The organism is Pseudomonas sp. LBUM1678 (genome assembly GCF_059695575.1).
In genome coordinates this window covers 4,499,868-4,522,646 of sequence record NZ_CP166775.1, presented here as the reverse complement: position 1 = coordinate 4,522,646, position 22,779 = coordinate 4,499,868, and the positions used below count along the sequence as shown (strand labels likewise).

Here is a 22,779-nt window from a genome sequence, read left to right as displayed (position 1 = left end):
TCGCAAAGCTTTTGGGGTCGCTTCGCAACCCAGCGGGAGCAAGCTCCCTCGCCACAGGTCGCTCCCACAGGGGGATTGCAATTTCCCCCGGATTCAACTTTTGATCCGGCGTGCCGTTAAAGCCTTTAACCACGCCAACAAAATCAAAAGAGTGAACCGTCATGCGCATGAGCCTGAAGGCTAAAGTCCTGTCCCTTGCCGTCCTCCCGGTGTTGCTCTTTGCGCTGGTCATCAGCCTGACCACGCTGTTCATTCTGCAGGAGCAGGCGCACAAGGAAGTCGAGGAAACCCGCCAGCGCCTGCTCAGTGATGCCAAGGCCACCCTGCAAAGTTACGTCGCCGTGGCCATGACCACGATCAAACCGCTCTACGAGGCGGCCGCGCCTGGCGATGATGCGGCGCGGGCGCAGGTGATCAAGCTGCTGTCGAGCATCACCTACGGCAAGGACGGCTACTTCTTCGGCTACGACTCCAACACCGTGCGCCTGTTCAAGGCCAACAGCCCCGATGGTGTGGGCCAAAGCTTCAAGGACAACCGTGACCCGAACGGCGTCTACGTCAACCGCGACCTGGTGAAAGTCGCCAAAGACGGCACTCACTACCTGCAATACAGCTCGCCACTGCCCGGCAATACCCAAGTGCTGGTGCCGAAACTGGGCTACACCGAATACCTGTCGAAGTGGGACATGGCGGTCGGTACGTCGGTGAACCTCGACGGTATCGAGGCGCAAGTCGCGCTGGTCGAGGCCAAGGTGCAAGATCGGATGGAAGGCGTGGTGCTGACCATTGCCGGCCTCGCTGTGGTGATGTTGCTGGTGATCGCGGCGGTCGGGCTGCTGCTGGCCAATACCATTTTGCGTCCGCTGAACCTGATGAAAGCCAACCTCGATGACATCGCGGCGGGCGAGGGCGACCTGACTCGTCGTCTGACCATCACCAGCCAGGACGAACTCGGCGAACTGGCCGGCTCGTTCAACCGCTTCGTCGACAAGATCCACAGCCTGGTGCGTCAAATCACGGAAATGACCTCGCAACTGACCGGCCTGGTGAATCAGGTTTCCGATCAGGCCCAGCGCTCGGATCAAGCCATGGAGCGTCAGCGTCACGAGACCGATCAGGTCGCCACGGCGATCAACGAGATGTCGGCGGCGGCTCAGGAAGTGGCGAAAAGCGCGCAAAACGCGGCAGTGGCTGCTCAGCAAACCGACGAAGAAGGCCAGGCCGCCAAGCGTGTGGTGGCCGGCAGCATTGTGAAGATTCATGCGTTGGTGAACGACATTCGCAGCAGCGGCGTGTCCCTCGACAGCCTGCAAAAAGACGTGTCGTCGATTGTCAGCGTGCTGGGGGTGATTCGTTCGATTGCCGAGCAGACGAACCTGTTGGCGCTGAACGCCGCCATTGAAGCCGCGCGCGCCGGTGAAGCGGGTCGCGGTTTTGCGGTGGTGGCCGACGAAGTACGGGCACTGGCCAGTCGCACGCAGATCAGCACCCAGGAAATCCAGGGCATGATCGACCGCTTGCAAGCCGGGACCCAATCGGCGGTGGAAGCGATGCGCCGTTCCAGCGAGGCGGGCGATGGCACGTCGGCCCAGGCCAATGAGGCCGGTGCATCGCTGGACACCATGGCCCAACTGATCGGCACCATCAACTCGATGAACGCGCAAATCGCCAGCGCGGCTGAAGAGCAGACCGCCGTGGCTGAAGAGATCAATCGCAGCGTGCATCAGATCGCCGTGGCGGTGGACAACGTTGCCGACGAAACCCAGCTCGGCGCCCAGACCTCACGCAGCCTCGCCGACCTTGGTCAGCGCCTGGGCAAACTGGTCGGCCAGTTCCGAATCTAAGCTGCAACTCACTCCTTGTAGCAGCTGGCGCAGCCTGCGTTCGGCTGCGCAGCAGTCGTGAAATCAGACAATGCAGTTTTTCAGGTGCACCGTGTGCGCAGGGTTTACGACTGCTGCGCAGCCGAACGCAGGCTGCGCCAGCTGCTACAGGGTGCGTTGGCGCTACGGTCTGTCCCAGTAAGGCACCGTTCCAAAGCATTCCACAAAGAAATCAATCACCGTCCTTACCTTCACCGACAACCGTCGGCTACCCGGCCACAGCACCGCAATCTGCTGCGGCTCGAGGCTGTTGGACACCTGATACTCCCCAAGCACCGGCACCAGCGTGCCGTTGCGCACCGCCTCACCAATCAGCCACGACGGAAACATCACCAGCCCCAGGCCTTGTTCGGCGGCTTGAGTGAGCGTGTCGGCGTGGTTGCCGGTGATCGGCCCTTTGACTGAATAGGGCGTCCAGTCTTGCTGGTCCTTGCGGAAAAACCAGCGCTGCTGACCGGTCACGCCCTTGTAGGCCAGGCACTGATGCGCCGCCAGCTCATCGGGATGTTGCGGCGTGCCATGGCGTTCGAGGTAAGCCGGGCTGGCGGCGACTTGAAACCGGTGCGGCGCCAGGATCCGCGCCTGCATGCTCGAATCGTGCAGCGGGCCGATGCGAAACAGCAAATCGGCGCCTTCCTGCAACGGGTCGACGTAGCTGTCGGTTTGCTGGATATCCAGTTGCAGTTTCGGATAGCGCGCGCACAACTGCCCCAGCCACGGCGTCAGATGCCGTTGCCCGAAGACCACCGGCGCATTGATCCGCACCAGTCCGCTGGGTTCGCTTTGCTGTTCCTGCAAGGCCTGTTCGGCTTCCTCCAGTTGCACCAGCACCAGCCGCGCGTGATGGCCGAGCATGCGTCCCGCTTCGGTGGGCGTGACGGCGCGCGTGTGGCGGTAGAGCAATTGTTGGTTCAGGGCCTGTTCCATCAACTGGATTTGCCGGGAAATCGAAGAGGGTGCCAAGCCCTCGCGGCGAGCGACTTCGGAAAAACTGCCATGGTCGAGCACCGCGACAAACAGCCGAAGTGCCTTGAATCCCAGCTCGTTGAGGCCGTGCATGATCAATCCTGCTGTGCGATTTGCGCAAAAGTGTTGTCCGGATGCTCCCATTTATCGCAAAGGATCACCAGCCGATAATGCGGCATACGTCCTCTGTAGGAGCGAAGCTTGCTCGCGAAGGCGTCGTACCAGTCGACATCTTCGTCGTCTGACACGCCGCCTTCGCGAGCAAGCTTCGCTCCTACAGGGGGGGCTGTGTTTCATCTGATGACGGGCAGGTTTTCCTTATGCAATCTTCTTCAATCAACATCGCTGCAGCGCCAGCGACCAAACCAGGGCTGCGGCTGTTGCTGCTGCCACTGGTGATTCTCGCCGGCATGGGCCTTTCCGTGGAGGCCGGTTTGCTCGGGCCGCTCGGGGTTCAGGTCGGGCATTTATGGGCGACGTTCAGCATCTTCGGCGTCGGCTCGGCCATTCTGTTTTTGCTGCTGTTGTTCAGCGGCAAGCAACAAGGTCCGGCCCTGAACACGTTGCCACGCTGGCAATTGATCGGCGGATTCCTCGGGCCGATCTACGTGGTGGTGCTGACCCTGGCCACGCCGCACATCGGGATCGCAATGACGATGATCGCGATCCTCTCCGGGCAGGTCGGCAAAAGCGTGTTGATCGACCACTTCGGCTGGTTCGGCGCTACCCGTAAAAAGGTCAACGGTGAGCGTTGGCTGGCGTTGCTGCTGATTGTCGCGGCACTTGTTCTGATCGCTCGAGGTTGATGATGAATCTGATTGTTTTGTTGGCCGTGGTCGTGGCTGCCGGCGCGGTGTTGAGTGTCCAGGCGGCGATCAATGGGCGTCTGGGGGAAACCGTCGGCGTGTTGCGCAGCAGTTTGCTGACCTTTGCGGTGGGCGCGGTGGTCACCGGGTTGCTGATCCTGTTTTTCGAACCGGCCCATGCCGTGAGCCTGCTGGATGTACCGAAATGGCAGCTCAGCGGCGCGTTGTTCGGCGTGGTCTACATGATTGTTATGGTCGGCGCGGTGCCGCGGGTCGGCACGGCGGTGGCGACCGTGGCCGTGATCGTCGGGCAGTTGGGCATGGGGATGTTGATCGACAACTTTGGCTGGCTGGGTAACCCGGCGATCGAGTTGTCGAGCAGCCGGATGCTGGCAATGGTGTGCCTGGCGCTGGCGTTGTTGTTCATGTATCGCAGCAGCACACGGAGCGAGTAACGAGCCTCTCATGTCTGACTCGCACCCGTAGCAGCTGTCGAGCCTGCGTCCGAGGACGAAGTCCTTGTAAATCCTGTGCACGCGGTTTGCCTGAATCACCGCAGTGCTTGATTTTACGACTGCTTCGCAGCCGAACGCAGCCTCGCAAGCTCGGCAGCTGCTACAACGGCTCCTACACTGATAAGTGAGGTGCGCATTTGCCGCACGCGACGACCACACCCATGGAGTCAGACTCATGATCGACAGTGAAAGTAAATGCGACTGCCCCAAATGCTCCTGCAAACTGGGCGAACATCCGATAGCGCGTCACGGCAAGCACTATTGCTGCGAAGCGTGCGCCAAGCACCACGAACATGGCGAAGAGTGTGCGAGCAAAGGCTGCAAGTGCGCCCACGCCAAATAGCTCATCAACATAAAGTGGAGCCACTCGGGCTCCACTTTTAATGTCTGGTTTCTCCCCCCTGGATCTTTACCCCGCCGGCCGCCACGTCACATTTTCGATGCCGAATTTCTCCGCCAGCGGCTTGCTGGTTTTTTGCACCTTCTCTCGGCCAAAGCGAGGGATTCGTCCGACCCCCGCATCACAACTGGCCCAGTGCCAAGCCTCCGCGTTGTCCATTTTGTCCAGGCGGATAATGAAAGACTTTGGCGCGCCATGAAGGGTGTATTCAATGACGAAAAGTTTTGCGTTGTTCATAAAGCCCGTATTCCTCCCTGTGGTAATACAAGGATCGTCGGGGCTACGGAAAATTCAGTCGGATTGTCAGACGGCTGCCGCCAGTGGCGACATGGCCTGTGCGCCGTTACCATGCAATACCTGAAAACCCCAATGATCATTGCCCATGGCCCTTGCCGCGCCTCCAGACCTGAGTAACACCGATGTGCCCGTGCAACCGCTGGCGCGCACGTACCCGCGCGGCTTGTACATCGAGCCGCATGAGCATGTCTGGGGCCAATTGTTGTACGCAATGAGCGGAGTGATGTGGGTCGAAACGCCCCATGAGGCGCTGGTGGTGCCGCCGCAACGTGCGGTGTGGCTGCCGCCGGGCGTGCCGCATGGCATTCGTGTGGTCTCTGACCTGCAGATGCGCAACATCTACTTGCGGCCCTCATTGGCGGCCACCCTGGATGACAGTGTTCAGGTGATCGAAGTCGGCGGACTGCTGCGTGAATTGATCGTCGAGCTGGTGGAGCAGGGCGACGATGGCGCGCCCGAGTATTACGACGCGCTGGTCGGCCTGGCGCTGTTGGAGCTTAGGCGAGCCCGGCGTTCGCTGTTGAAAATCCCGTTACCGGATGATTCCGACCGGCGCCTGATGAACCTGTGTCAGGCGGTCATGGCCGCGCCCTCGCTGGACATACCTTTCGAACAACACGCGGAGAACGCCGGTGCCAGCGTGCGCACCCTGGCGCGGCTGTTCAAGGACGGCTTGGGCATGGGCTTCGCCGAATGGCGGCGGCAGGTGCAACTGGCGACTGCGGCGGCGGAGTTGATTCAGGGTGTGCCGGTCAGCACGATTGCCCGGGAACTGGGCTATTCGCCGAGCAGCTTCAGCGACATGTTCCGCCGGGAACTGGGTGTCGCGCCCTCGCAGTTTTCGACAAGCCTCAGCCTTAACGCAGATTTGTAGCAGCTGGCGAAGCCTGCGTTCGGCTGCGTAGCAGTCGTGAAATCAGGCAACGCGGTCCTTCAGGAAAACCGTGCATGCAGGTTTTACGACTGCTGCGCAGCCGAACGCAGGCTTCGCCAGCTGCTACAGGTTTGCATCGCACCCGCCGCGCTTTGGCCGATATTCAGAAGCACTTGGCCGATGCCCTTCGCAACCGCTCTCTAGACTTCAGGCATACCTAATTGCCCACGGAGTCTGCCATGAGCTACCTCATCTCGCTGGTCATCGGTCTGGGCGTCGGCCTGCTCTACGGCGCACTGGATTTTCGTTCTCCCGCACCTCCGGCCATTGCCCTGGTGGGCCTGCTGGGCATGCTCGCCGGCGAAAAGTTGTGGCCCATGGGCCGGCAACTGGTGGCTGGCTGGGTCTCCTGAAATCCCTTCCTTTATGCGATGGAAACTGCCATGAAAGCACTGCAATTCGACAAGACCGGCGACCTGTCGGCCCTGCGCTATGTCGATGTTCCGACCCCTGTTCCCGGCGTTGATGAAGTGCTGGTCCAGATCAAGGCGGCGGGCCTCAACCCCAGCGACGTGAAGAACGTGCTGGGGCGCTTTCCCTACACCACCTTGCCGCGGATTCCCGGTCGGGATTTCGCCGGTGTGGTCGTTGAAGGGCCACAGGCACTGATCGGTCAGGAAGTCTGGGGCACCGGCCGTGAATTGGGGTTTTTTGCCGATGGCTCCCATGCGCAATTCGTCAAACTGCCGGCCAATGGCGTGGCGCTCAAACCGTCCCATCTGAGCTTCGCCCAGGCCGCCAGCCTCGGCGTGCCGTACACCACGGCATGGGATGCGTTGGAGCGCAGTCTGGTGACGGCCCAAACGCGTTTGTTGGTGATCGGCGGCGGGGCGGTGGGCAGTGCCGCGTTGGCATTGGCCAAGGTGCGTGGCGCTCAAGTACTGGCGGCGGCGCGCCGGCCCGAACAGGTCAAGGATTTGCAGGCGCAGGGTTATCAGACGCTGCAACTGGATAAACCGGAAGACCTGGGGGCGCAGGTGAATGCCGTGTACGCCGGCGGCGCCGACGTGATCTTCGACGCCACCGGCTTCTGGCTACCGGCCTCGGTCCCGGCGCTGGCGACGTTCGGTCGCATCGCGATCATCGCTGCACCGGTAGACGGGATGGTGCAATTGCCGGCGCTGGCGTTGTATCGCAAGGGTGGGTCGGTGGTGGGGATCAATTCGTTGTTGTACGGCGTGCAGGCGTGTGCGGCGATGCTTGATCAGTTCGGCAAGTTCTTTGATCAAGGGTTGTTGCCGTTGCCGGAAGGGTTGTTTGAATCGCCGTTGGAGGAGGGGTTGGAGCGGTATGCCGAGGTGAATCAGGGCAGTGGCGACAAAGTGATTTTGTTGCCCTAACCGACCTTGGTGTTGACTGTTCTGGCCCCATCGCGAGCAGGCTCGCTCCCACAGGGATTGCGCTGAACCTGTGGGAGCGAGCCTGCTCGCGAAGAGGGCCTCAAGCCGAACTCAAACTTCGGGAACACCGTTCTCCCACGCCGACCAGTTCTTCAAAATCTCCTGCACCAACGGATTCCCCGTCCGGTACAGGTTCTCCAGTGCCGGCACAAACCCGCCCTGATCCGCATACTTGAGCAGGTTATCCACTTCGCTCTGGCCCGGTGCCGGTCGATCAAAGTCGGAGCCCGCGCGCACCACCGCCAGACGTTGCACATCCACCAACCCCTCGCGACTCGCCCGCAGCAGCGCTTCATAGGTGGAGTTGTCTTCCTGTTGCGTCGTGCAGTACTCGCCTTTGTCGTCGGTCAGGAGTTTGGTCCAGACCTCGGCACGCTCACTCAACCGCGTCCCGGAAAACCAGGTGTTGCCCGCCAGCGTGTCGCACTGGGTCACCACTGGCGGCTGATTGGCCGGAGCCGACGGATACTTCTTGCGCCACGCTGCCGACTCCTTGCTTTCACTCAGTTCAACGTTGCGAGTCAGGGCAAAAGCCTTGACCTGCAACTTCGGATTGAGCTCGAAGACCTCGGTCTTGTAGTCCAGCGGCGGTTTTTCATCCGGACCTTTGGTGTTGATGCCGATGTACCCGGTCGGCCATTCTTTCGGTGCGTCTCGCGAATCCAGTTCCCACTGGGTGCCGAACTCCACCAGGTAATGCGCCCACGCAGCGGTGCCGATGGTCCCGTGTTTCGGGCTGATGCCGGCGATCCCGGCGATCAGGAAATAGCTTTTACGCAGGTCGAATTTTGGCGACAGGGCCAGGGCCAGTGTCGAAGCGGCGGCGTTGGTCTGGCCCATGCCGGTGACCATCAGGCACACCTGCTGCGTGTTGCAGCGAATGGTCGGGTACTCGGCGGACAGGCCTGGCACTCGAACTTCCTGCTTGAGTTCCAGGCGATCGATCCAGTTCTGCGCCTCGGGGGCGAACATGGTGATCAGCACCACTTTCGGCTGGATCGGTGCTTCGCTCGCCCAGGCAGTGGAAGAGAGCAGGGCGAAACAGGTCAGGGAAATACGCGTCATTGCATTCATAAAACCTCCAGATTCAATCGAGCCTCAGAACTGATAACCGATGCCGGCGTAGTAACCCCAGCCATTGGAGCGAGCGCGGAAGTCGCCGTCGCCGAAATTCAACTCGCTGCCATCGTCCCAGTTGCCGCCGTTGTGGAAGTAACGGCCGACCAGGGTGAAACGCAAGTGGGTGAACGAGTACAGCAGCACGTTGGTGGCGACGGTGGCGTTGGCGGTGCGGGCCGGGTTGTCCTTGTGCAGGTCCGAGCCGAAATCGAAGTTGGTGAAGCCGATGTACGTCAGCGACGCACCGTTGCTGAAGCTGCTGATGGGCACGATGTATTTGAGCTGGGCGCGGTAGCCGTCCCACGAATATTCGTTGCTGGCGCCGTAGTTTTCCCACTGATAACGCCCGTAGAAGTTCGCCGACAGGTTGACTCGCGAGTGGGTGTCGATGTCGGTGCCCAGGCCGCTGTACAGCGTATTGGCGCGATTGGCGCTGTTGCTGCCGTGGTCGTAGATCCAGTCGAACGCCACGTACCATTCTTTGAACGGCCCGATGGCCAGGCTGCGTCCGGCCAGATAGTCGATGGAGATCCGCGGTTCGTGCTCCATGAACACGGGCGAACCGTGGTCCCACACGCCTTTGTCATGACTGTTGCCGATGTCGAAGATCTTCGGAATGTCGATGTAGCCGTACAACTCGAACGGCCCTTTGCGCCCGAAGTACTCGTATTCCAGGTAAATATCGTCGGCCGGTTGCGGGCCGAAACTGATGTCTTTGCTGCCGATGACGGTCAAGTCCTGGTTGAACCAGTCCGACAGGTACGCACCTTTTTTCGGCGGGCTGGCTTCGGGGCTGAGGGTTTCGCCCTGGGCGGACTCTTCGGCGGGGGCGGGTTGCGCCAAAACGGTGCTGCTGAGTAGTCCTGTAACGCTGGCCAGCAGCAAGGAAACAGCAAAGGTGCGCGAGCAAGTCACGCGGCTGGACGTGCGGTGCATTAAAAGTCCCTTTTCGTGCGGATCAAAAGCCCGGTTCTTCGGGCTTGCGCGGTTATGTCGCGAAAACGTATGTATCAGCGACACGCAAACGTTTGCACAAGAGATGCCAATTATTTCAATTCCATGAAAAATCGACAAAATCAGGGTTTTTATTGTCGTTTCGGTCAGGTAAGCGGGCACGCTTTTTGTAGCAGCTGCCGAGCAGCGCGAGGCTGCGTTCGGCTGCGAAGCAGTCGTCAATTCAGGTAATGCGGTCTATCAGGTAAACCGCGTGCGCAGGATTCACGACTGCTTCGCAGCCGAACGCAGCCTCGCAGGCTTGGCAGCTGCTACAAGGTGTGTGTTGCGCCTTACCTTGATCGCCAATGCTAGACTCGCCCCCATTGTCTTCACGAGGTTATTCCCCCATGAGCGAGCCGATTCGTCTGACCCAATACAGCCACGGCGCAGGGTGTGGCTGCAAGATTTCGCCCCAGGTGCTGGAGGTGATTCTGGCCGGCAGCGGTGCGCAGAACCTCGACCCCAATCTCTGGGTCGGCAACGCCTCGCGCGATGACGCGGCGGTGTATGCGATCGACGAAGAGCGCGGCGTGGTCTCGACCACTGACTTCTTTATGCCGATCGTCGACGACCCGTTCGATTTCGGCCGCATCGCCGCCACCAATGCGATCAGCGATATCTACGCCATGGGCGGCGATCCATTGATGGCGATTGCGATCCTCGGCTGGCCGGTGAATGTGCTGGCGCCGGAGATTGCCCGGGAAGTGATTCGCGGCGGCCGTTCGGTGTGTGACGAGGCGGGCATTCCGTTGGCGGGTGGGCATTCCATCGATGCGCCGGAGCCGATCTTCGGCCTTGCCGTGACCGGACTGGTGGAAAAACGCCATATGAAGCGCAACGACACCGCCACCGCCGGTTGCCTGCTTTACCTCACCAAACCGCTGGGCATCGGCATCCTCACCACCGCCGAGAAGAAGGGCAAGTTGCGCACGGCCGACATTGGCCTGGCCCGCGACTGGATGTGCACCCTGAACAAACCCGGCAGCCGTTTCGGCAAGCTCGACGGCGTGACGGCGATGACCGACGTCACTGGTTTCGGCTTGCTGGGGCACCTGGTGGAAATGGCTGACGGCAGCAACGTCACCGCGCGTATCGAATACAACCGTGTGCCGCGCCTGCCAGGAGTCGAGTACTACCTCGATCTGGGCTGCGTGCCGGGTGGCACCTTGCGCAATTTCGACAGCTACGCCAGCAAGGTCGGGCGCGTGCAGGAACTGCATAAACGGGTGCTTTGCGATCCGCAGACCAGCGGTGGCCTGCTGGTAGCGGTCACGCCGGAAGGCAACGAGCAGTTCCTCAAAGTGGCCGCCGAACTGGGCCTGACCCTTGAGCCGATCGGTGAGCTGGTCGAGCGACAGACCAACGCGGTCGAGGTGTTTTGATGTCAATCGACTTCACCGATTACCGCGACATCTTTCTCAACGACCGGCCGATGATGGATGCCCGCGCGCCAGTCGAATTCCACAAGGGGGCTTTCCCCGGTGTGGTCAATCTGCCGCTGATGAATGACCACGAGCGGCAACGGATCGGCACCTGCTACAAGCAACACGGCCAGCAAGCGGCGATCACGCTGGGGCATCAATTGGTGTCCGGGGAGATCAAGGCCGAACGCATCCAGGCCTGGGCCGATTTTGCCCGGGCGCACCCTGAGGGTTATTTGTATTGTTTTCGCGGCGGCTTGCGTTCGCAGATCGTCCAGCAGTGGCTCAAGGACGAAGCGGGCATTGACTATCCGCGTGTCGGTGGTGGCTACAAGGCCATGCGCAGCTTTTTGCTGGACACGGTCGATCAGGCTGTTGCCCAGTGCGATTTCGTGTTGCTGGGCGGCATGACCGGAACCGGCAAGACCGAGGTACTCACGCAGCTGCGCAACGGGCTGGACCTTGAAGGTCACGCCAATCATCGCGGTTCCAGCTTCGGCAAACGCGCCACCGGCCAACCTTCCAATATCGACTTCGAAAACCGCCTGGCGGTGGACGTGCTGAAGAAGCGCGCCCACGGCATCGAGCAGTTTGTGCTGGAAGACGAAAGCCGCGCGATCGGCAGTTGTGCGTTGCCGCTGCCGCTGTTTCAGGGCATGCAGCAGTTTCCGATGGTCTGGCTGGAAGACAGCCTGCAAGGGCGGGTCGAACGGATCTTGCGCGATTACGTCGTGGACTTGTGTGCCGAATTCATCAGCGTTCATGGCGATGAGGGTTTTGCACTGTTTTCCGAGCGATTGCTCGAGAGCCTGAACAACGTGCAGAAACGTCTGGGCGGTGAACGGCACCGGCGGATGTTGATCCTGATGGAGGACGCGCTGGCGGAGCAGGCGAGCAGCGGGGCGGTGGATATGCATCGGGGCTGGATCGAAGGGTTGCTGCGTGAGTATTACGATCCGATGTATGCGTTTCAGCGGGAGAAGAAGGGGTCGCGGATTGAGTTTGCGGGGGAGAAGGACGCGGTTCTTGAGTACCTGCGCGAGCGGCAGATCAGCCGGCAGTAATGTGTTGGTTTTTCTGGCCCCATCGCGAGCAGGTTCACTCCCACATTAGACCGAGTTGTCTGAATTGACGCGGTCAAAATGTAGGAGCGAGCCTGCTCGCGATGAGGCCCTGACAGACGCCATAAACCCCGGGGTTCAGCTTACGTCGGACACGTCTCCCGCCCATTATCCAGCCCTTGCTTGTAGCTATGGCTCACCAGACTCGCCTTGCCGTTGTGCCAGGTCAACGTGAGCACAAACAGTGAGTCGTAGTCGCTGGACTCCCAGTCTTCAGTGATCTTCTGTTTCTTGCCGACCGCGTCTCCCGCGACCTTGTTGATCAGCTCGGGCAGGTAACCGTGGGACCAGGCCGTGTAGATGACCGAGTTGTGATACTTGTCGTGGAGCAATTCGTCCGCCAGGTCGCTGGTGTCGTTGGCCGAAAAGTTGATGTTCACCGGCAAACCGAGCTTGATGGCGCTGGGGCTGATGGTCATCAGGGGGCGGATGTAGCTGTAGGAATTGTCCAGTTCGCCTTCCTCGACATTACGTGTCGGGTTGGCGGCAAATACGTAATTGGCCTTGCCGAATTTTTCCGGCAGCAAGGTGGCCAGATCGATGGCGCGGTTCAGGCCCTGGCAGTTGAGCTGGCCCAGGCCGCCTTCGGGTTTTTCCGCGTGACGCAGGAATACCAGGGTCTGGGTGCCGTCGGCCGGTTGGGCGCGGCTTTCGCTGGACTCCAGCGACGAAAACAACGCACTCGCCGCCAGCAGGGAGGGCAGAACGACATACGCGCGTTGCTTGAAGTGCTTAACGAGTTTCAAAAGGTTCATCATTGGAATAGGTGATCTTCAGCGCATTCGGTTAAGGCTGACAAACCTCTACACCGCGAGCTCCCAGCATCGGGTGTTTTCCATGTCGTTGGGCCGGTCCGTTTCCGAAAGGGCAGTTCTCAGAGTCCTCTGAAGCCCATTTGGTTCGATCCCGGCGAGTGCGCCGCAATGTACCGATAACCTTGCATGGGTTGGAGCAGAGGTTATCGACAGCATGTTGCGGATTTATGGACACGGTACACGGGGAGGCGCCGGCAAAAGACTGGAATCGTTTGATCTTGCTCATCAGCAATATTGATATCGCCAAAGATCGCAACCTTTGGTCGGCCATCCTGGATTATGCTCAACCCCTTTCCTTGTCCATGGATGCTTTCGATGACCGATCTGTCTGCGTTCCCGATCACTCAAAAATGGCCGGCTCAATACCCTGAGTGGATCCAGCTGTATTCCTTGCCGACCCCCAACGGCGTCAAGGTCTCGATCATGCTGGAAGAGACCGGGTTGCCCTACGAACCCCATCGCGTGGGCTTCGACACCAACGATCAGATGTCCCCCGAGTTTCTGTCGCTGAACCCCAACAACAAGATCCCGGCGATCCTCGACCCCCACGGTCCCGATGACAAACCCCTGCCGTTGTTCGAGTCCGGGGCGATCCTGATTTACCTCGCCGACAAAAGTGGCCAGTTGCTTGCGCAGGAAACGGCGGCGCGTTACGAGACGATCCAGTGGTTGATGTTCCAGATGGGCGGCATCGGGCCGATGTTCGGCCAAGTCGGTTTCTTCAACAAATTTGCCGGCAAGGACTACGAGGACAAACGTCCGCGTGACCGTTACGTCGACGAAAGCAAACGCCTGCTGAAAGTGCTGGATGGGCGGCTGGAAGGGCGCGACTGGATCATGGGCGAACGCTACACCATCGCCGACATTGCGACGTTTCCGTGGGTGCGCAACCTGATCGGTTTCTATGAAGCTGGCGATCTGGTGGGCATCAAGGATTTCCCCAACGTCACTCGTGTGCTGGAGCGCTTCCTGGCGCGGCCGGCGGTGATCCGCGGGCTGGAAATTCCCAAGTAAACCTCTTCGACTTTCTCAAGACCAAGGCAGGCAATGAGCTCATTCGATTTCAAACAAGTAGATGTCTTCAGCCGCGTTGCGCTCAAGGGCAATCCGTTGGCGGTCGTGTTCGGTGCAGACAAGCTCAGCGATGAACGCATGGCGGCGTTCGCGACCTGGACCAACCTCAGCGAAACCACGTTTATCCTCGAACCGCGCGATCCTCGCGCCGACTATCGGGTACGGATCTTCACCACCCTGAACGAGTTGCCGTTCGCCGGTCACCCGACCCTGGGCACTTGCCACGCGTGGCTTGAGGCTGGAGGCGTGCCAAAGGGCGAGGAGATCATTCAGGAGTGCGGCGTCGGTCTGGTCCGAGTCCGCAGGCAAGGCGCGGAACTGGCCTTTCTCGCGCCGCCGCTGATCAAGACCGGGCCGGTGGAGGCCGACGTGGTCGAGCGCGTACGCCGTGGATTGCGGTTGGAGCCTGGCGCAATTGTCCGGACTCAGTGGGTCGACAATGGTGCCGGCTGGCTGGCGGTGATGGTCGAGGACCGCCAACAGGTGCTGAGTTTGCAACCGGATCATTCACACATGCTTGGCCTGGCCGTGGGTGTGATCGCGCGGTGGAACCCTGAACGTGATGGCGATGACGCGCAGTTTGAAGTGCGCGCCTTCATCTCCGGCGACGGCATGCCGGAAGACCCGGCCACCGGTAGCCTGAACGCCGGGATTGCACAGTGGTTGCTTGCTGAAGGTCTGGCGCCGGCGTCCTACGTGGTCAGCCAGGGCCTGACCATGGGCCGCGCCGGGCGCATTCAGGTGGAGCAGGTGGGGGATGAGATCTGGATTGGCGGTGCTGTGGTGACCTGCATAAGCGGCACCCTGCAGCTTTAATCGCAAGCAATGCCCCCTGTAGCAGCTGTCGAGCACCGCGAGGCAGCGTTCGGCTGCGTAGCAGTCGTAAAACCTGAAACCGCGTTCTGCCTGACAGACCGCCGACGCAGCCTCGCGCTGCTCGACAGCTGCTACGGACTTTTTCGTTGCAGGGGATTATTGCCGGACTGGTAACGGTGTGTTCTGCGCCTGAGGTTTGTGCCCCGCGCCTTTCAGGGCATAAGCTTCGCCCCCTACGACTTTCGTCTCGTCCTCCGTTTTTCAGGAACCCCTCATGTCCAGTCAGTTCCCCGAAGCACGTCCACGCCGTCTGCGCCGCAATGCGAGCCTGCGCAGCCTGTTCCAGGAAACCGAGTTCAGCTTGAACGACCTGGTGCTGCCGATTTTCGTCGAGGAAGAAATCGATGACTTCGTGCCGATCAAGAGCATGCCGGGCGTGATGCGCATTCCGGAGTCGAAACTGGCCGGTGAGATCGAGCGCTACGCCCGGGCCGGGATCAAGTCGGTGATGACGTTCGGCGTTTCCCATCATCTGGACAGCAGCGGCAGCGACACCTGGAGCGACAACGGACTGGTATCGCGCATGTCGCGCATCGCCAAGGATGCGGTGCCGGAGATGATCGTGATGTCCGACACCTGCTTCTGCGAGTACACCGATCACGGCCATTGTGGCGTGATGCACCACCATGAAGTCGACAACGACCAGACCCTGATCAACCTCGGCAAACAAGCCGTGGCGGCGGCTCGGGCGGGTGCGGATGTGATTGCGCCGTCAGCCGCCATGGACGGGCAGGTTCAGGCCATTCGCCGGGCGCTCGACGAAGCAGGTTTCACGCAGATCGCGATCATGGCCTATTCGACCAAATTCGCTTCCGCGCTTTATGGCCCGTTCCGCGAAGCTGGCGGCAGCGCGCTCAAAGGCGACCGTAAAAGCTATCAGATGAACCCGATGAACCGCCGCGAAGCGGTGCGCGAATCACTGATGGACGAACAGGAAGGCGCCGACGCGCTGATGGTCAAACCGGCCGGCGCGTACCTGGACATCATCCGTGACATCCGCGAGGTTTCGCGTTTGCCGCTGTCGGCGTATCAGGTCAGTGGCGAGTACGCGATGATCAAATTCGCCGCGCAGGCCGGGGCGATAGATGAAGATCGCGTAGTGCGTGAAAGCCTTGGTGCGATCAAGCGGGCAGGGGCGGATCTGATCTTCACCTACTTTGCGATGGACCTGGCACTGGCCGGGATCTAACAAACACCACAGAACCCCTGTGGGAGTGAGCCTGCTCGCGATGGCGTCTTGTCAGTCACCCAAGTATTGACTGATACGCCGCCATCGCGAGCAGGCTCGCTCCCACATTTGATTTGTGGTGGTCTCAGGGGCTGCCAAAAAACGGCCGAATCCCATGCTCCTTGAAATACCGCTCAATCACCTTGGGATCAGCCGAGTTGTCGGCGATCGCCACATACGTATCCGGCCGCAACAGATAAAAGCCGCTATGCCCCAATCCCGCCGCTTCAAACGCCGGCCGCCAGTCGAACACGTGCAACGGCAGGTGATGCTCGATGCACCAGGCGATCATTTCGTCGCTGGTGTCGCCATACACATGTACCTGCCAGGTCAGGCATTTCAGCGATTCGAAATTGTCCCCCTCACCGTCGTGAGCCCAGGGCAGGCGGTCGCCGCCATGAACGTGCCCGGCGACACCCGTGCTCAACGGTGTCCCACGGTAGTTGAGGGTGATCTGCGACACGGTACGGAACAGAAAATCGCGGGACGTTTCGAACGATGCCATTTTGGGGATCAAAAACGGCGCAAGACGCGTGCGCAGCAAATCGGCCATGCGCCCCTCGGCGGTGACGAAGCTGAACACCCGGTCGGTAGTGCCTACCAGTTTGCGGGCAAAGGCGATGCGTTCGGTTTCGTACGTGTCGAGCAGCGTGGGCGTGGCGCCGCCGCTCAAGACCGCCGCCAGTTTCCAGGCCAGGTTGATGGCATCGCCGATCCCGGTGTTCATGCCCTGGCCACCCGCCGGGCTGTGGACGTGGGCCGCGTCACCCAATAGAAACGCGCGACCGCTGCGAAAGTGATCCGCCACGCGGTGATGCACCCGATACGTCGAGAACCAGTTCACCTGATCAATCTGCACCTTCAGATGCTCGATGGCCTGGCTGCTGACGTCGGCAAACCCGAGGGTTTCAGCACGGTCGGCGCGCTCGTCACGCACGGTACCGATCAAGCGGGCGCGGCCTTCACCGGCTAACGGGAACACGGCGAGAAAGTCCGCTTCATCCAGGTCCAGGTGCAGTTCGCCGTTGAACGTCGGCCCGCGGGCCTGCACATCGGCGACGTAGAAAATCTGCTGGTAGGTGCCGCCGGGAAAACCGGTGTCCAGGGTCTTGCGCACGACTGACCGAGCGCCGTCGCAACCCGCCAGATAACACGCCTGGCAGATTTCCTGCTGGCCATCGGGCAAACGCAGCCTTGCGCTGATGCCGTCGCCGGTTTCCTCAAAACCCTCCAGTTCGGTGTTGCGTTCGACCTTGATGCCGAACCCTTCGAGGCGTTCTATCAGCAGCTGTTCGTGTTCGTCTTGAGGAAACATCTCGAGAAACGCGTAAGGCGTCAGCCCCTCGCCGATGCGGGTCAATGGCAAGCGCGCCACGGGCTCGCCCTTGACCCAGAAATTCGCCGCGGCCACCTGATGACCTTTCTTCACCACCGCATCGCTGAGATCGAGCTGACGGTAAAGCTCCAGCGTCCGCGCCTGGACGGCCAGTGCCCGCGACGTGGTGCCGGGCGCCGACGTCTTGTCGATAATCCGTACCCGAACCCCCAGTTTGCTCAGCCACAGCGCCAGTACCAGCCCGGTCGGGCCAGCGCCGACGATCAGTACGTCGCTACGGTTCATGAGCCTGTCTCCTCGGTGTGTGGCTCAAGTATGGTCCAGCCCGGGGATATGAAAAGGCTGGCCGCCCAACGGAAAAAGGCCCCGCAGCCGAGAAGCTGCGGGGCCTTTTCGTTATGTGCCAGTGATCAGAAGTCGATGGTGCCGGACAACTTCGCTACCCGTGGTTCGCCCTGAGTCAGGTAACCGCCCAGTGCCGATTCCCAGTATTTCTCGTTGGTCAGGTTGTCGACGCCCAGACGCACGGTCACGTCCTTCTGCGAAACTTTGAAGGCATAACGGGCGCCGGCATCGAAGCGGTTCCAGGTCGGCAGGCTGAGGTTGTTTGCGGCATCGGCGTATTGGCCGCCGGTGCGCAGCATCCGTGCGTCCAGCGCGACCCCTTGCAGGCCCGGGACATCCCAATCCACGCCGGCGTTGAACTGGAAGGTCGGCACGCCGATGGCGCGGTTGCCGTCGTTGAGGCCGCCTGCGGTTTTCTTCAGTTCGGTGTCCATCACGGTCAGGCCGCTGATCAGGCGCAGGCCTTCGATCGGCTCGCCGAAGACGTTCAGCTCGACGCCTTTATTGACCTGCTCGCCTTCACGCACAAAGACCGCTGTGGTGGCGTCGACAACTTGTGTGAAACCGTCGGCCGGCTGCTCGATGCGGTACACACCGAGGCTGGCGCCGTAGGTGCCCATGTCGACTTTCACACCGGCTTCGATTTGTTTCGACCGCGCCGGAGCGAAGGCTTCATTGCCATTGATGACCACACGGCCACCCGCGGATGTCGGTGCCGTCGGGCCTTTTGCCAGGCCTTCGATGCGGTTGGCGTAGAACGACACGTGGTCCCACGGTTTGAACACGATGCCGTAGACCGGTGTGGTGATCGATTCGTCATAGGACGAGGTGCGACTGCCGGAACCGTAGTCGGCATAGCCATAGCCTTGAACCACCATCTGCTGGCGACGCACGCCGACGGTCAGTAGCAGGCGATCATCGAAGAAGCCCAGGGTGTCGGACACCGCGCCGCTGCGCACGAAGGTTTTGCCGGTGATGCCAGGGTCGTGCAGGTCGCCGCCGTCGAAGCCGCCCTGAGGCGCCGGCGTTTGAACCGGGTGGTAGATGTTGTTCGGGTAGCGGGTCAAGTCGAAATCGAAGGCGCTGCGCTGTTCGGTCCAGATCCCGGCCAGGCCGAAGTTCAGTTTGTGGCTGACAGGGCCCGTCTGGAAGCGACCGTTCAGGCCCGCCATGACGCTTTTGTTGTCTTCGTCATGGGGAATGAACGAGCCGGTGGTGGTGGCGGTGCCGTCGTTGCCCACGAGGGTGGTCGAGTTATAGCGACCGGTTTCACGGGTGTGCTTGGCGCCGCCCGCGGCGTAGGCGGTCCAGTTATCGTTCAAGTCGTATTCGGCGCGCAGCATGCCGAAGGTGTCTTCGATCTCGGTGAAACCCCACTTCGGCGCGTAGTTGGTGTCGGCCGACGGCGCGTCCGGGATGTGCGTCGCGGTGCCGAGGAACACAGAGTTGCGCCCGCCGTTGATGCGTTGCTTCTGGTAAGCGAAATCGCCGGAGAGGCGCAGCGCGTCGCCGCGATAATCCAGGCCGATCGCGAACAGTTTGGAGCGCTGGTTCTCGTCGTCGACGGCGGTGTCGCCTTCGCGCTGGGCGAGGTTGATTCGGGCGCCGAAGCGATTGTCTTCGCCGAACCGCTGACCGATGTCCAGGTGCTCGCCGACCCGGCCGTCATTGCTGATGTCGGTGCTGAAGCGGCGCAACGGCACGTCGCCGGCGCGCTTAGGCTGCAGGTTCACGCCGCCACCAATACCGGAACCGGTCGGGGTCACGCCGTTGATAAACGCGTTCGGGCCTTTGAACACTTCGACGCGCTCCAGCGCATCGGTGGAAATAATCTGCCGCGGCAGTACTCCGTACAGGCCGTTATAGGAAATGTCATCGCCATTGAGTGGCAGGCCGCGAATCACGAACACCTGTGCCTGGTTGGCAAAACCGGTGGCCTGGCGCACCGACGAGTCGTTGAGCAGCACATCGCCGACGGTTTCGGCTTGCTGGTCCTGGATCAACTGCTCGGTGTAGGACGACACGCTGAACGGCACGTCCATGATGTCCTGGTTGCCCAAAACACCCAATTGCCCGCCGCGCGCCACCTGACCGCCGGCAAACACCGGGGGCAGGGCAGACGGGGATGGGGCCAGGGCGTTGATGTTCACTTCGTCCAGCACCAGCGACTTGCCTTCATTTTCCGGCGTGGTGGCCGGCGTTGCGGCGTAGGCAGTCACGGACAGGGAGCAAAACAAGGCGAGGAGTGTCGGGCGAAAAGGGGCGCCGAGTCGGGCTGGAGTAGTCATGTTTCATTCCTGACGGCACGCCGCCGGTGAGAAAAAAGAAAGTGACGGCGCGGGAACTCCTTGCGCAAATGCGACTCCAGGCGCGAATGATAGGTTTTCTCAGTAACGATGCGCAATCAGTTTGTCATTACGCAAGATGAGGCCTGTAGCAGCTGCCGAGCAGCGCGAGGCTGCGTTCGGCTGCGAAGCAGTCGTCAATTGAGGAACTGCGATCTTTCAGGTAAACCGAGTGCGCAGGATTCACGACTGCTTCGCAGCCGAACGCAGCCTCGCAGGCTCGACAGCTGCTACGGAACGGGGCGTTTGAGCCGCAGTCATAGCCTGCGCCATGCCATTGATCGTATGGTTAACCCGGTTCAGCAGATTTGATGGAGCACCATGCAAGCCAATCGATTGATCATGAGCGTCGCGGCATTGATGGTGCTGGCCGGTTGCGGCACTCAGCGCACTCAGGAGTTGCCGGCCCGCAAACCCGCCGAGGTCAAGGCTGAGATCGTGCGTCTGCTGCCGGCCAAAACCGTTGACCGCCAAGGGTGGGCGACGGACATCTACGCCGCATTTGCCGCGCAGAACATCTATCCGTCCACGCAAAACCTGTGTTCGGTACTCGCGGTTACCGAGCAAGAGTCGACATTCCAGGTCGACCCGCGCGTGCCGGGCCTGGGCAAGATCGCCCGCGAAGAGATCGACCGTCGTGCCGCCAAAGTCCACATCCCCGGCCTGTTGGTGAGCGGCGCACTGCAGGTCAGTTCGTCCAACGGTAAAAGTTACAGCGACCGGCTCAATGCGGCGCGCAGCGAAAAAGAGCTCAGCGCCATTTTCGATGACTTCATCGGCATGGTGCCCATGGGGCGGACCTTGTTTGGAGCGCTTAACCCGGTGCACACCGGTGGGCCGATGCAGGTCAGCATCGACTTCGCCGAGCAACAGGCACGGGATTATCCGTATCCGGTGGACGGCTCGATCCGTCGTGAGGTGTTCAGCCGTCGCGGCGGCATGTACTTCGGCATTGCTCACTTGCTCGGGTACCCGGTGAGCTACAAACAGCCGCTGTATCGCTTCGCCGATTTCAATGCCGGTTGGTACGCCAGCCGCAATGCGGCGTTTCAGAACGCGGTGAGTCGTGCGTCCGGCATCCCTTTGGCGCTGGACGGCGATCTGGTCCGTTACGACGCGATCATGCCGGGCACCACGGAGTTGGCGGTGCGCACCCTTGGCAAGCAATTGGGCATGCGCAACACGACCATTCGGGATCAACTGGAGGAGGGCAAAAACCTCGAGTTCGAGGACACCCAACTTTATACGCGGGTGTTCAACCTGGCGGAGAAGGCGGAAGGTCGGCCATTGCCTCGGGCAGTGTTGCCGGGGATCGTGCTGCAAAGCCCGAAGATCACCCGCAAACTCACGACAGCGTGGTTCGCCAAGCGGGTCGATGAGCGATATAAGCGATGCATGGCCAAGGGTAATTGAAGATCAAAAGATCGCAGCCTCGTTTCACTCGACAGCTGCTACAGGGGAATGCAAAACCCTTGTAGGAGCTGTCGAGTGAAACGAGGCTGCGATCTTGGCGTATTAACAGACACCGCATGAGTTTCCGATGATCGCAGGCATAAAAAAACCCGGCGGATGAGGCCGGGTTTTTCATTGAGTACCGCGGTAAAACCATTCATTTATACAGCGCGGCTTTCAATCAGACGGTCGGAACCACCTTCAGCGACGCGGTTTTCGATCAGACGATCCGAACCACCTTCAGCGACGCGGTTTTCGATCAGACGGTCGGAACCACCTTCAGCGACGCGGTTTTCGATCAGACGGTCGGAACCACCTTCAGCGACGCGGTTTTCGATCAGACGGTCGGAACCACCTTCGGCGACGCGGTTTTCGATCAGACGATCCGAGCCACCTTCAGCAACGCGATTCTCGATCAGACGATCCGAACCACCCTCAGCCACACGACTTTCAATCAGTCGATCCGAGCCGCCTTCAGCGACAACCGGGTGAGCAGAGGTAGCGGCGAAAGCGTTAACTGCAAAAACCGAGAAAGCGATGCTGAGAAGGATTTGGCGTTTCATGATGGTGTGCTCCGGGGTGTAGTTGTTTTGGTATGGAGCCGATCTTACGCCGCGGATTTTTTATGAGAACTTCATTGAGGTGATGGTGAACATCGACGGCAATGATAGGTAGAACGATGCCCCACGCGTGGGGGTGATGGTTCAGTCGTCGGATGGCCACGTTCGGGACGACCGACGCTTCTACACTGGTTAGCTGGCGCGTGCCTTTGCCCTTGAGGAGTCGATCATGAATGCCAGTTCCTATGTTGCCGCCCACACCGGTCTGCTGCTGGTGGATCCTTACAACGACTTTCTCAGCGAGGGCGGCAAACTTCATGGCCCTGCTCAGCCGGTGGCTGACAGCGTCGGCACGCTGGCCAACCTGAAGACCGTGGTGGCGGCCATTCGCAAGGCCGGCATCCAGGTTTTCTACGTTCCGCATCACCGCGCCGAACCCGATGAACTGGCGCGCTGGAAACACCCCAGCCCCTATCAACAAGGTGCCAGCCATGCGCAAGTGTTTGCCGCCGGAACCTGGGGCGGGGAATGGCACCCGGACTTCCAGCCCGAGGCTGGTGACGTGATCGTCAAGGAACACTGGGGCGGGAGCGGTTTCGCCAACACCGATCTGGACTACCTGCTCAAACAACACGGGATCGACAAGGTCGTGGTGGTGGGGATGATCGCCAATACGTGCATCGAAAGCACCTCCAGGTTCGCCGCCGAACTGGGTTATCACGTGACGCTGGTGCGCGACGCCACGGCGGCCTTCAGTGCAGAGGCGATGCACGCCGCGCATGAGATCAACGGGCCGACCTATGCCCACTCGATTGTCACGACGGCAGAGTTGATCGAGGCGCTGGGATAGGGCGTTCAGCCGCTATATTCACAGTGGCAGGGAACGAGGC

The 22,779-nt window shown here is 60.7% G+C and carries 22 protein-coding genes; 14 read left to right on the top strand and 8 right to left on the bottom strand.

Going from position 1 to position 22,779, the window contains the following annotated elements:
- Nucleotides 1-161: 161 nt before the first annotated feature.
- Nucleotides 162-1,844: a methyl-accepting chemotaxis protein CtpM gene (gene ctpM / locus ACA070_RS20635; RefSeq protein ID WP_497448122.1), complete on the top strand. Its 1,683-nt coding sequence runs from the start codon at nt 162-164 to the stop codon at nt 1,842-1,844.
- A gap of 162 nt (nt 1,845-2,006) precedes the next feature.
- Here the strand turns inward: ctpM and ACA070_RS20630 are convergent, their stop codons facing one another.
- A complete protein-coding gene (locus tag ACA070_RS20630; protein WP_497448121.1) occupies nt 2,007-2,942 on the bottom strand; it encodes a LysR family transcriptional regulator in 936 nt (311 codons plus the stop codon).
- A gap of 227 nt (nt 2,943-3,169) precedes the next feature.
- On the opposite strand from ACA070_RS20630, the gene ACA070_RS20625 reads away from it, so the two are divergent.
- From ACA070_RS20625 to ACA070_RS20615, 3 genes are all read left to right on the top strand, one after another.
- Nucleotides 3,170-3,655 (top strand): DMT family transporter, encoded by a 486-nt coding sequence (locus tag ACA070_RS20625; RefSeq protein ID WP_497448120.1) that lies wholly within the window; start codon nt 3,170-3,172, stop codon nt 3,653-3,655.
- On the top strand, nt 3,655-4,110 hold the full coding sequence (locus ACA070_RS20620) for a DMT family transporter (protein WP_497448119.1): 456 nt from the start codon (nt 3,655-3,657) through the stop codon (nt 4,108-4,110). Before ACA070_RS20625 ends, ACA070_RS20620 begins: the two co-directional genes overlap by 1 nt.
- A gap of 235 nt (nt 4,111-4,345) precedes the next feature.
- A complete protein-coding gene (locus tag ACA070_RS20615) occupies nt 4,346-4,513 on the top strand; it encodes a metallothionein (RefSeq protein ID WP_461975136.1) in 168 nt (55 codons plus the stop codon).
- Nucleotides 4,514-4,579: 66 nt separating this feature from the next.
- Here the strand turns inward: ACA070_RS20615 and ACA070_RS20610 are convergent, their stop codons facing one another.
- Nucleotides 4,580-4,807: a DUF6555 family protein gene (locus tag ACA070_RS20610; RefSeq protein ID WP_010458578.1), complete on the bottom strand. Its 228-nt coding sequence runs from the start codon at nt 4,805-4,807 to the stop codon at nt 4,580-4,582.
- Nucleotides 4,808-4,952: 145 nt separating this feature from the next.
- Between ACA070_RS20610 and ACA070_RS20605 the strand changes: the two genes are divergently transcribed.
- The 3 genes from ACA070_RS20605 (at nt 4,953) to ACA070_RS20595 (ending at nt 7,141) form a co-directional block, all read left to right on the top strand.
- Nucleotides 4,953-5,741: an AraC family transcriptional regulator gene (locus tag ACA070_RS20605; RefSeq protein WP_497448118.1), complete on the top strand. Its 789-nt coding sequence runs from the start codon at nt 4,953-4,955 to the stop codon at nt 5,739-5,741.
- Between the two features lie 239 nt (nt 5,742-5,980).
- A complete protein-coding gene (locus ACA070_RS20600) occupies nt 5,981-6,154 on the top strand; it encodes a DUF1427 family protein (RefSeq protein WP_010458583.1) in 174 nt (57 codons plus the stop codon).
- 30 nt (nt 6,155-6,184) lie between these two features.
- Complete coding sequence (locus ACA070_RS20595; protein ID WP_497448117.1) at nt 6,185-7,141, top strand: quinone oxidoreductase family protein; 957 nt, start codon at nt 6,185-6,187, stop codon at nt 7,139-7,141.
- A 111-nt stretch (nt 7,142-7,252) separates the two neighbouring features.
- Here the strand turns inward: ACA070_RS20595 and ACA070_RS20590 are convergent, their stop codons facing one another.
- Both ACA070_RS20590 and ACA070_RS20585 read right to left on the bottom strand, forming a co-directional pair.
- Nucleotides 7,253-8,275 (bottom strand): purine-nucleoside phosphorylase, encoded by a 1,023-nt coding sequence (locus ACA070_RS20590; protein ID WP_497448116.1) that lies wholly within the window; start codon nt 8,273-8,275, stop codon nt 7,253-7,255.
- A 24-nt stretch (nt 8,276-8,299) separates the two neighbouring features.
- The gene (locus ACA070_RS20585) at nt 8,300-9,256 is read right to left on the bottom strand and encodes a nucleoside-specific channel-forming protein Tsx (protein WP_497448115.1); all 957 of its coding nucleotides are present in this window, start codon (nt 9,254-9,256) and stop codon (nt 8,300-8,302) included.
- 407 nt (nt 9,257-9,663) lie between these two features.
- Here ACA070_RS20585 and selD point away from each other — a divergent pair, with 407 nt between their 5' ends.
- Together selD and mnmH are read left to right on the top strand one after the other, a co-directional pair.
- Complete coding sequence (gene selD / locus ACA070_RS20580) at nt 9,664-10,698, top strand: selenide, water dikinase SelD (protein ID WP_497448114.1); 1,035 nt, start codon at nt 9,664-9,666, stop codon at nt 10,696-10,698.
- Nucleotides 10,698-11,801: a tRNA 2-selenouridine(34) synthase MnmH gene (gene mnmH, locus ACA070_RS20575; RefSeq protein ID WP_497448113.1), complete on the top strand. Its 1,104-nt coding sequence runs from the start codon at nt 10,698-10,700 to the stop codon at nt 11,799-11,801. Before selD ends, mnmH begins: the two co-directional genes overlap by 1 nt.
- A 140-nt stretch (nt 11,802-11,941) precedes the next feature.
- Here the strand turns inward: mnmH and ACA070_RS20570 are convergent, their stop codons facing one another.
- Nucleotides 11,942-12,616: a histidine phosphatase family protein gene (locus ACA070_RS20570; protein ID WP_497448112.1), complete on the bottom strand. Its 675-nt coding sequence runs from the start codon at nt 12,614-12,616 to the stop codon at nt 11,942-11,944.
- A gap of 372 nt (nt 12,617-12,988) precedes the next feature.
- On the opposite strand from ACA070_RS20570, the gene ACA070_RS20565 reads away from it, so the two are divergent.
- From ACA070_RS20565 to hemB, 3 genes are all read left to right on the top strand, one after another.
- Nucleotides 12,989-13,687, top strand: a complete 699-nt coding sequence (locus ACA070_RS20565) for a glutathione binding-like protein (protein ID WP_497448111.1) — start codon at nt 12,989-12,991, stop codon at nt 13,685-13,687.
- Between the two features lie 33 nt (nt 13,688-13,720).
- Nucleotides 13,721-14,563: a PhzF family phenazine biosynthesis protein gene (locus ACA070_RS20560; RefSeq protein WP_497448110.1), complete on the top strand. Its 843-nt coding sequence runs from the start codon at nt 13,721-13,723 to the stop codon at nt 14,561-14,563.
- A gap of 274 nt (nt 14,564-14,837) precedes the next feature.
- Nucleotides 14,838-15,812 (top strand): porphobilinogen synthase, encoded by a 975-nt coding sequence (hemB, locus tag ACA070_RS20555; RefSeq protein ID WP_497448109.1) that lies wholly within the window; start codon nt 14,838-14,840, stop codon nt 15,810-15,812.
- Between the two features lie 124 nt (nt 15,813-15,936).
- On the opposite strand, the gene ACA070_RS20550 is transcribed toward hemB, so the two are convergent.
- Both ACA070_RS20550 and ACA070_RS20545 read right to left on the bottom strand, forming a co-directional pair.
- Complete coding sequence (locus ACA070_RS20550; RefSeq protein ID WP_497448108.1) at nt 15,937-17,472, bottom strand: FAD-dependent oxidoreductase; 1,536 nt, start codon at nt 17,470-17,472, stop codon at nt 15,937-15,939.
- 125 nt (nt 17,473-17,597) lie between these two features.
- Nucleotides 17,598-19,820: a TonB-dependent receptor gene (locus tag ACA070_RS20545; RefSeq protein ID WP_497448107.1), complete on the bottom strand. Its 2,223-nt coding sequence runs from the start codon at nt 19,818-19,820 to the stop codon at nt 17,598-17,600.
- Nucleotides 19,821-20,198: 378 nt separating this feature from the next.
- Here ACA070_RS20545 and ACA070_RS20540 point away from each other — a divergent pair, with 378 nt between their 5' ends.
- Entirely contained in the window at nt 20,199-21,290 is a 1,092-nt protein-coding gene (locus ACA070_RS20540) for a DUF1615 domain-containing protein (RefSeq protein ID WP_497448106.1), read from the top strand.
- A gap of 200 nt (nt 21,291-21,490) precedes the next feature.
- Here ACA070_RS20540 and ACA070_RS20535 read toward each other — a convergent pair whose 3' ends face one another.
- The gene (locus ACA070_RS20535) at nt 21,491-21,892 is read right to left on the bottom strand and encodes a hypothetical protein (protein WP_497335769.1); all 402 of its coding nucleotides are present in this window, start codon (nt 21,890-21,892) and stop codon (nt 21,491-21,493) included.
- Nucleotides 21,893-22,118: 226 nt separating this feature from the next.
- Here ACA070_RS20535 and ACA070_RS20530 point away from each other — a divergent pair, with 226 nt between their 5' ends.
- Nucleotides 22,119-22,739 carry a cysteine hydrolase family protein gene (locus ACA070_RS20530; protein WP_497448105.1) on the top strand — a complete coding sequence of 207 codons (621 nt, stop codon included), beginning with the start codon at nt 22,119-22,121 and terminating at the stop codon, nt 22,737-22,739.
- Nucleotides 22,740-22,779 lie beyond the last annotated feature (40 nt).

What these genes read in the sequence shown, in the direction of transcription:
- ACA070_RS20600 (WP_010458583.1), top strand. Translation starts at nt 5,981, where the DNA reads ATGAGCTACCTCATCTCGCTGGTCATCGGTCTGGGCGTCGGCCTGCTC.
- ACA070_RS20565 (WP_497448111.1), top strand. Translation starts at nt 12,989, where the DNA reads ATGACCGATCTGTCTGCGTTCCCGATCACTCAAAAATGGCCGGCTCAA.
- ctpM (WP_497448122.1), top strand. Translation starts at nt 162, where the DNA reads ATGCGCATGAGCCTGAAGGCTAAAGTCCTGTCCCTTGCCGTCCTCCCG.
- hemB (WP_497448109.1), top strand. Translation starts at nt 14,838, where the DNA reads ATGTCCAGTCAGTTCCCCGAAGCACGTCCACGCCGTCTGCGCCGCAAT.
- ACA070_RS20550 (WP_497448108.1), bottom strand. Translation starts at nt 17,472, where the DNA reads ATGAACCGTAGCGACGTACTGATCGTCGGCGCTGGCCCGACCGGGCTG.
- ACA070_RS20590 (WP_497448116.1), bottom strand. Translation starts at nt 8,275, where the DNA reads ATGAATGCAATGACGCGTATTTCCCTGACCTGTTTCGCCCTGCTCTCT.
- selD (WP_497448114.1), top strand. Translation starts at nt 9,664, where the DNA reads ATGAGCGAGCCGATTCGTCTGACCCAATACAGCCACGGCGCAGGGTGT.
- ACA070_RS20530 (WP_497448105.1), top strand. Translation starts at nt 22,119, where the DNA reads ATGAATGCCAGTTCCTATGTTGCCGCCCACACCGGTCTGCTGCTGGTG.
- ACA070_RS20595 (WP_497448117.1), top strand. Translation starts at nt 6,185, where the DNA reads ATGAAAGCACTGCAATTCGACAAGACCGGCGACCTGTCGGCCCTGCGC.
- ACA070_RS20585 (WP_497448115.1), bottom strand. Translation starts at nt 9,256, where the DNA reads ATGCACCGCACGTCCAGCCGCGTGACTTGCTCGCGCACCTTTGCTGTT.
- ACA070_RS20560 (WP_497448110.1), top strand. Translation starts at nt 13,721, where the DNA reads ATGAGCTCATTCGATTTCAAACAAGTAGATGTCTTCAGCCGCGTTGCG.
- ACA070_RS20605 (WP_497448118.1), top strand. Translation starts at nt 4,953, where the DNA reads ATGGCCCTTGCCGCGCCTCCAGACCTGAGTAACACCGATGTGCCCGTG.
- ACA070_RS20545 (WP_497448107.1), bottom strand. Translation starts at nt 19,820, where the DNA reads ATGACTACTCCAGCCCGACTCGGCGCCCCTTTTCGCCCGACACTCCTC.
- ACA070_RS20615 (WP_461975136.1), top strand. Translation starts at nt 4,346, where the DNA reads ATGATCGACAGTGAAAGTAAATGCGACTGCCCCAAATGCTCCTGCAAA.
- ACA070_RS20620 (WP_497448119.1), top strand. Translation starts at nt 3,655, where the DNA reads ATGATGAATCTGATTGTTTTGTTGGCCGTGGTCGTGGCTGCCGGCGCG.
- ACA070_RS20625 (WP_497448120.1), top strand. Translation starts at nt 3,170, where the DNA reads ATGCAATCTTCTTCAATCAACATCGCTGCAGCGCCAGCGACCAAACCA.
- ACA070_RS20535 (WP_497335769.1), bottom strand. Translation starts at nt 21,892, where the DNA reads ATGAAACGCCAAATCCTTCTCAGCATCGCTTTCTCGGTTTTTGCAGTT.
- ACA070_RS20570 (WP_497448112.1), bottom strand. Translation starts at nt 12,616, where the DNA reads ATGATGAACCTTTTGAAACTCGTTAAGCACTTCAAGCAACGCGCGTAT.
- ACA070_RS20540 (WP_497448106.1), top strand. Translation starts at nt 20,199, where the DNA reads ATGCAAGCCAATCGATTGATCATGAGCGTCGCGGCATTGATGGTGCTG.
- mnmH (WP_497448113.1), top strand. Translation starts at nt 10,698, where the DNA reads ATGTCAATCGACTTCACCGATTACCGCGACATCTTTCTCAACGACCGG.
- ACA070_RS20610 (WP_010458578.1), bottom strand. Translation starts at nt 4,807, where the DNA reads ATGAACAACGCAAAACTTTTCGTCATTGAATACACCCTTCATGGCGCG.
- ACA070_RS20630 (WP_497448121.1), bottom strand. Translation starts at nt 2,942, where the DNA reads ATGCACGGCCTCAACGAGCTGGGATTCAAGGCACTTCGGCTGTTTGTC.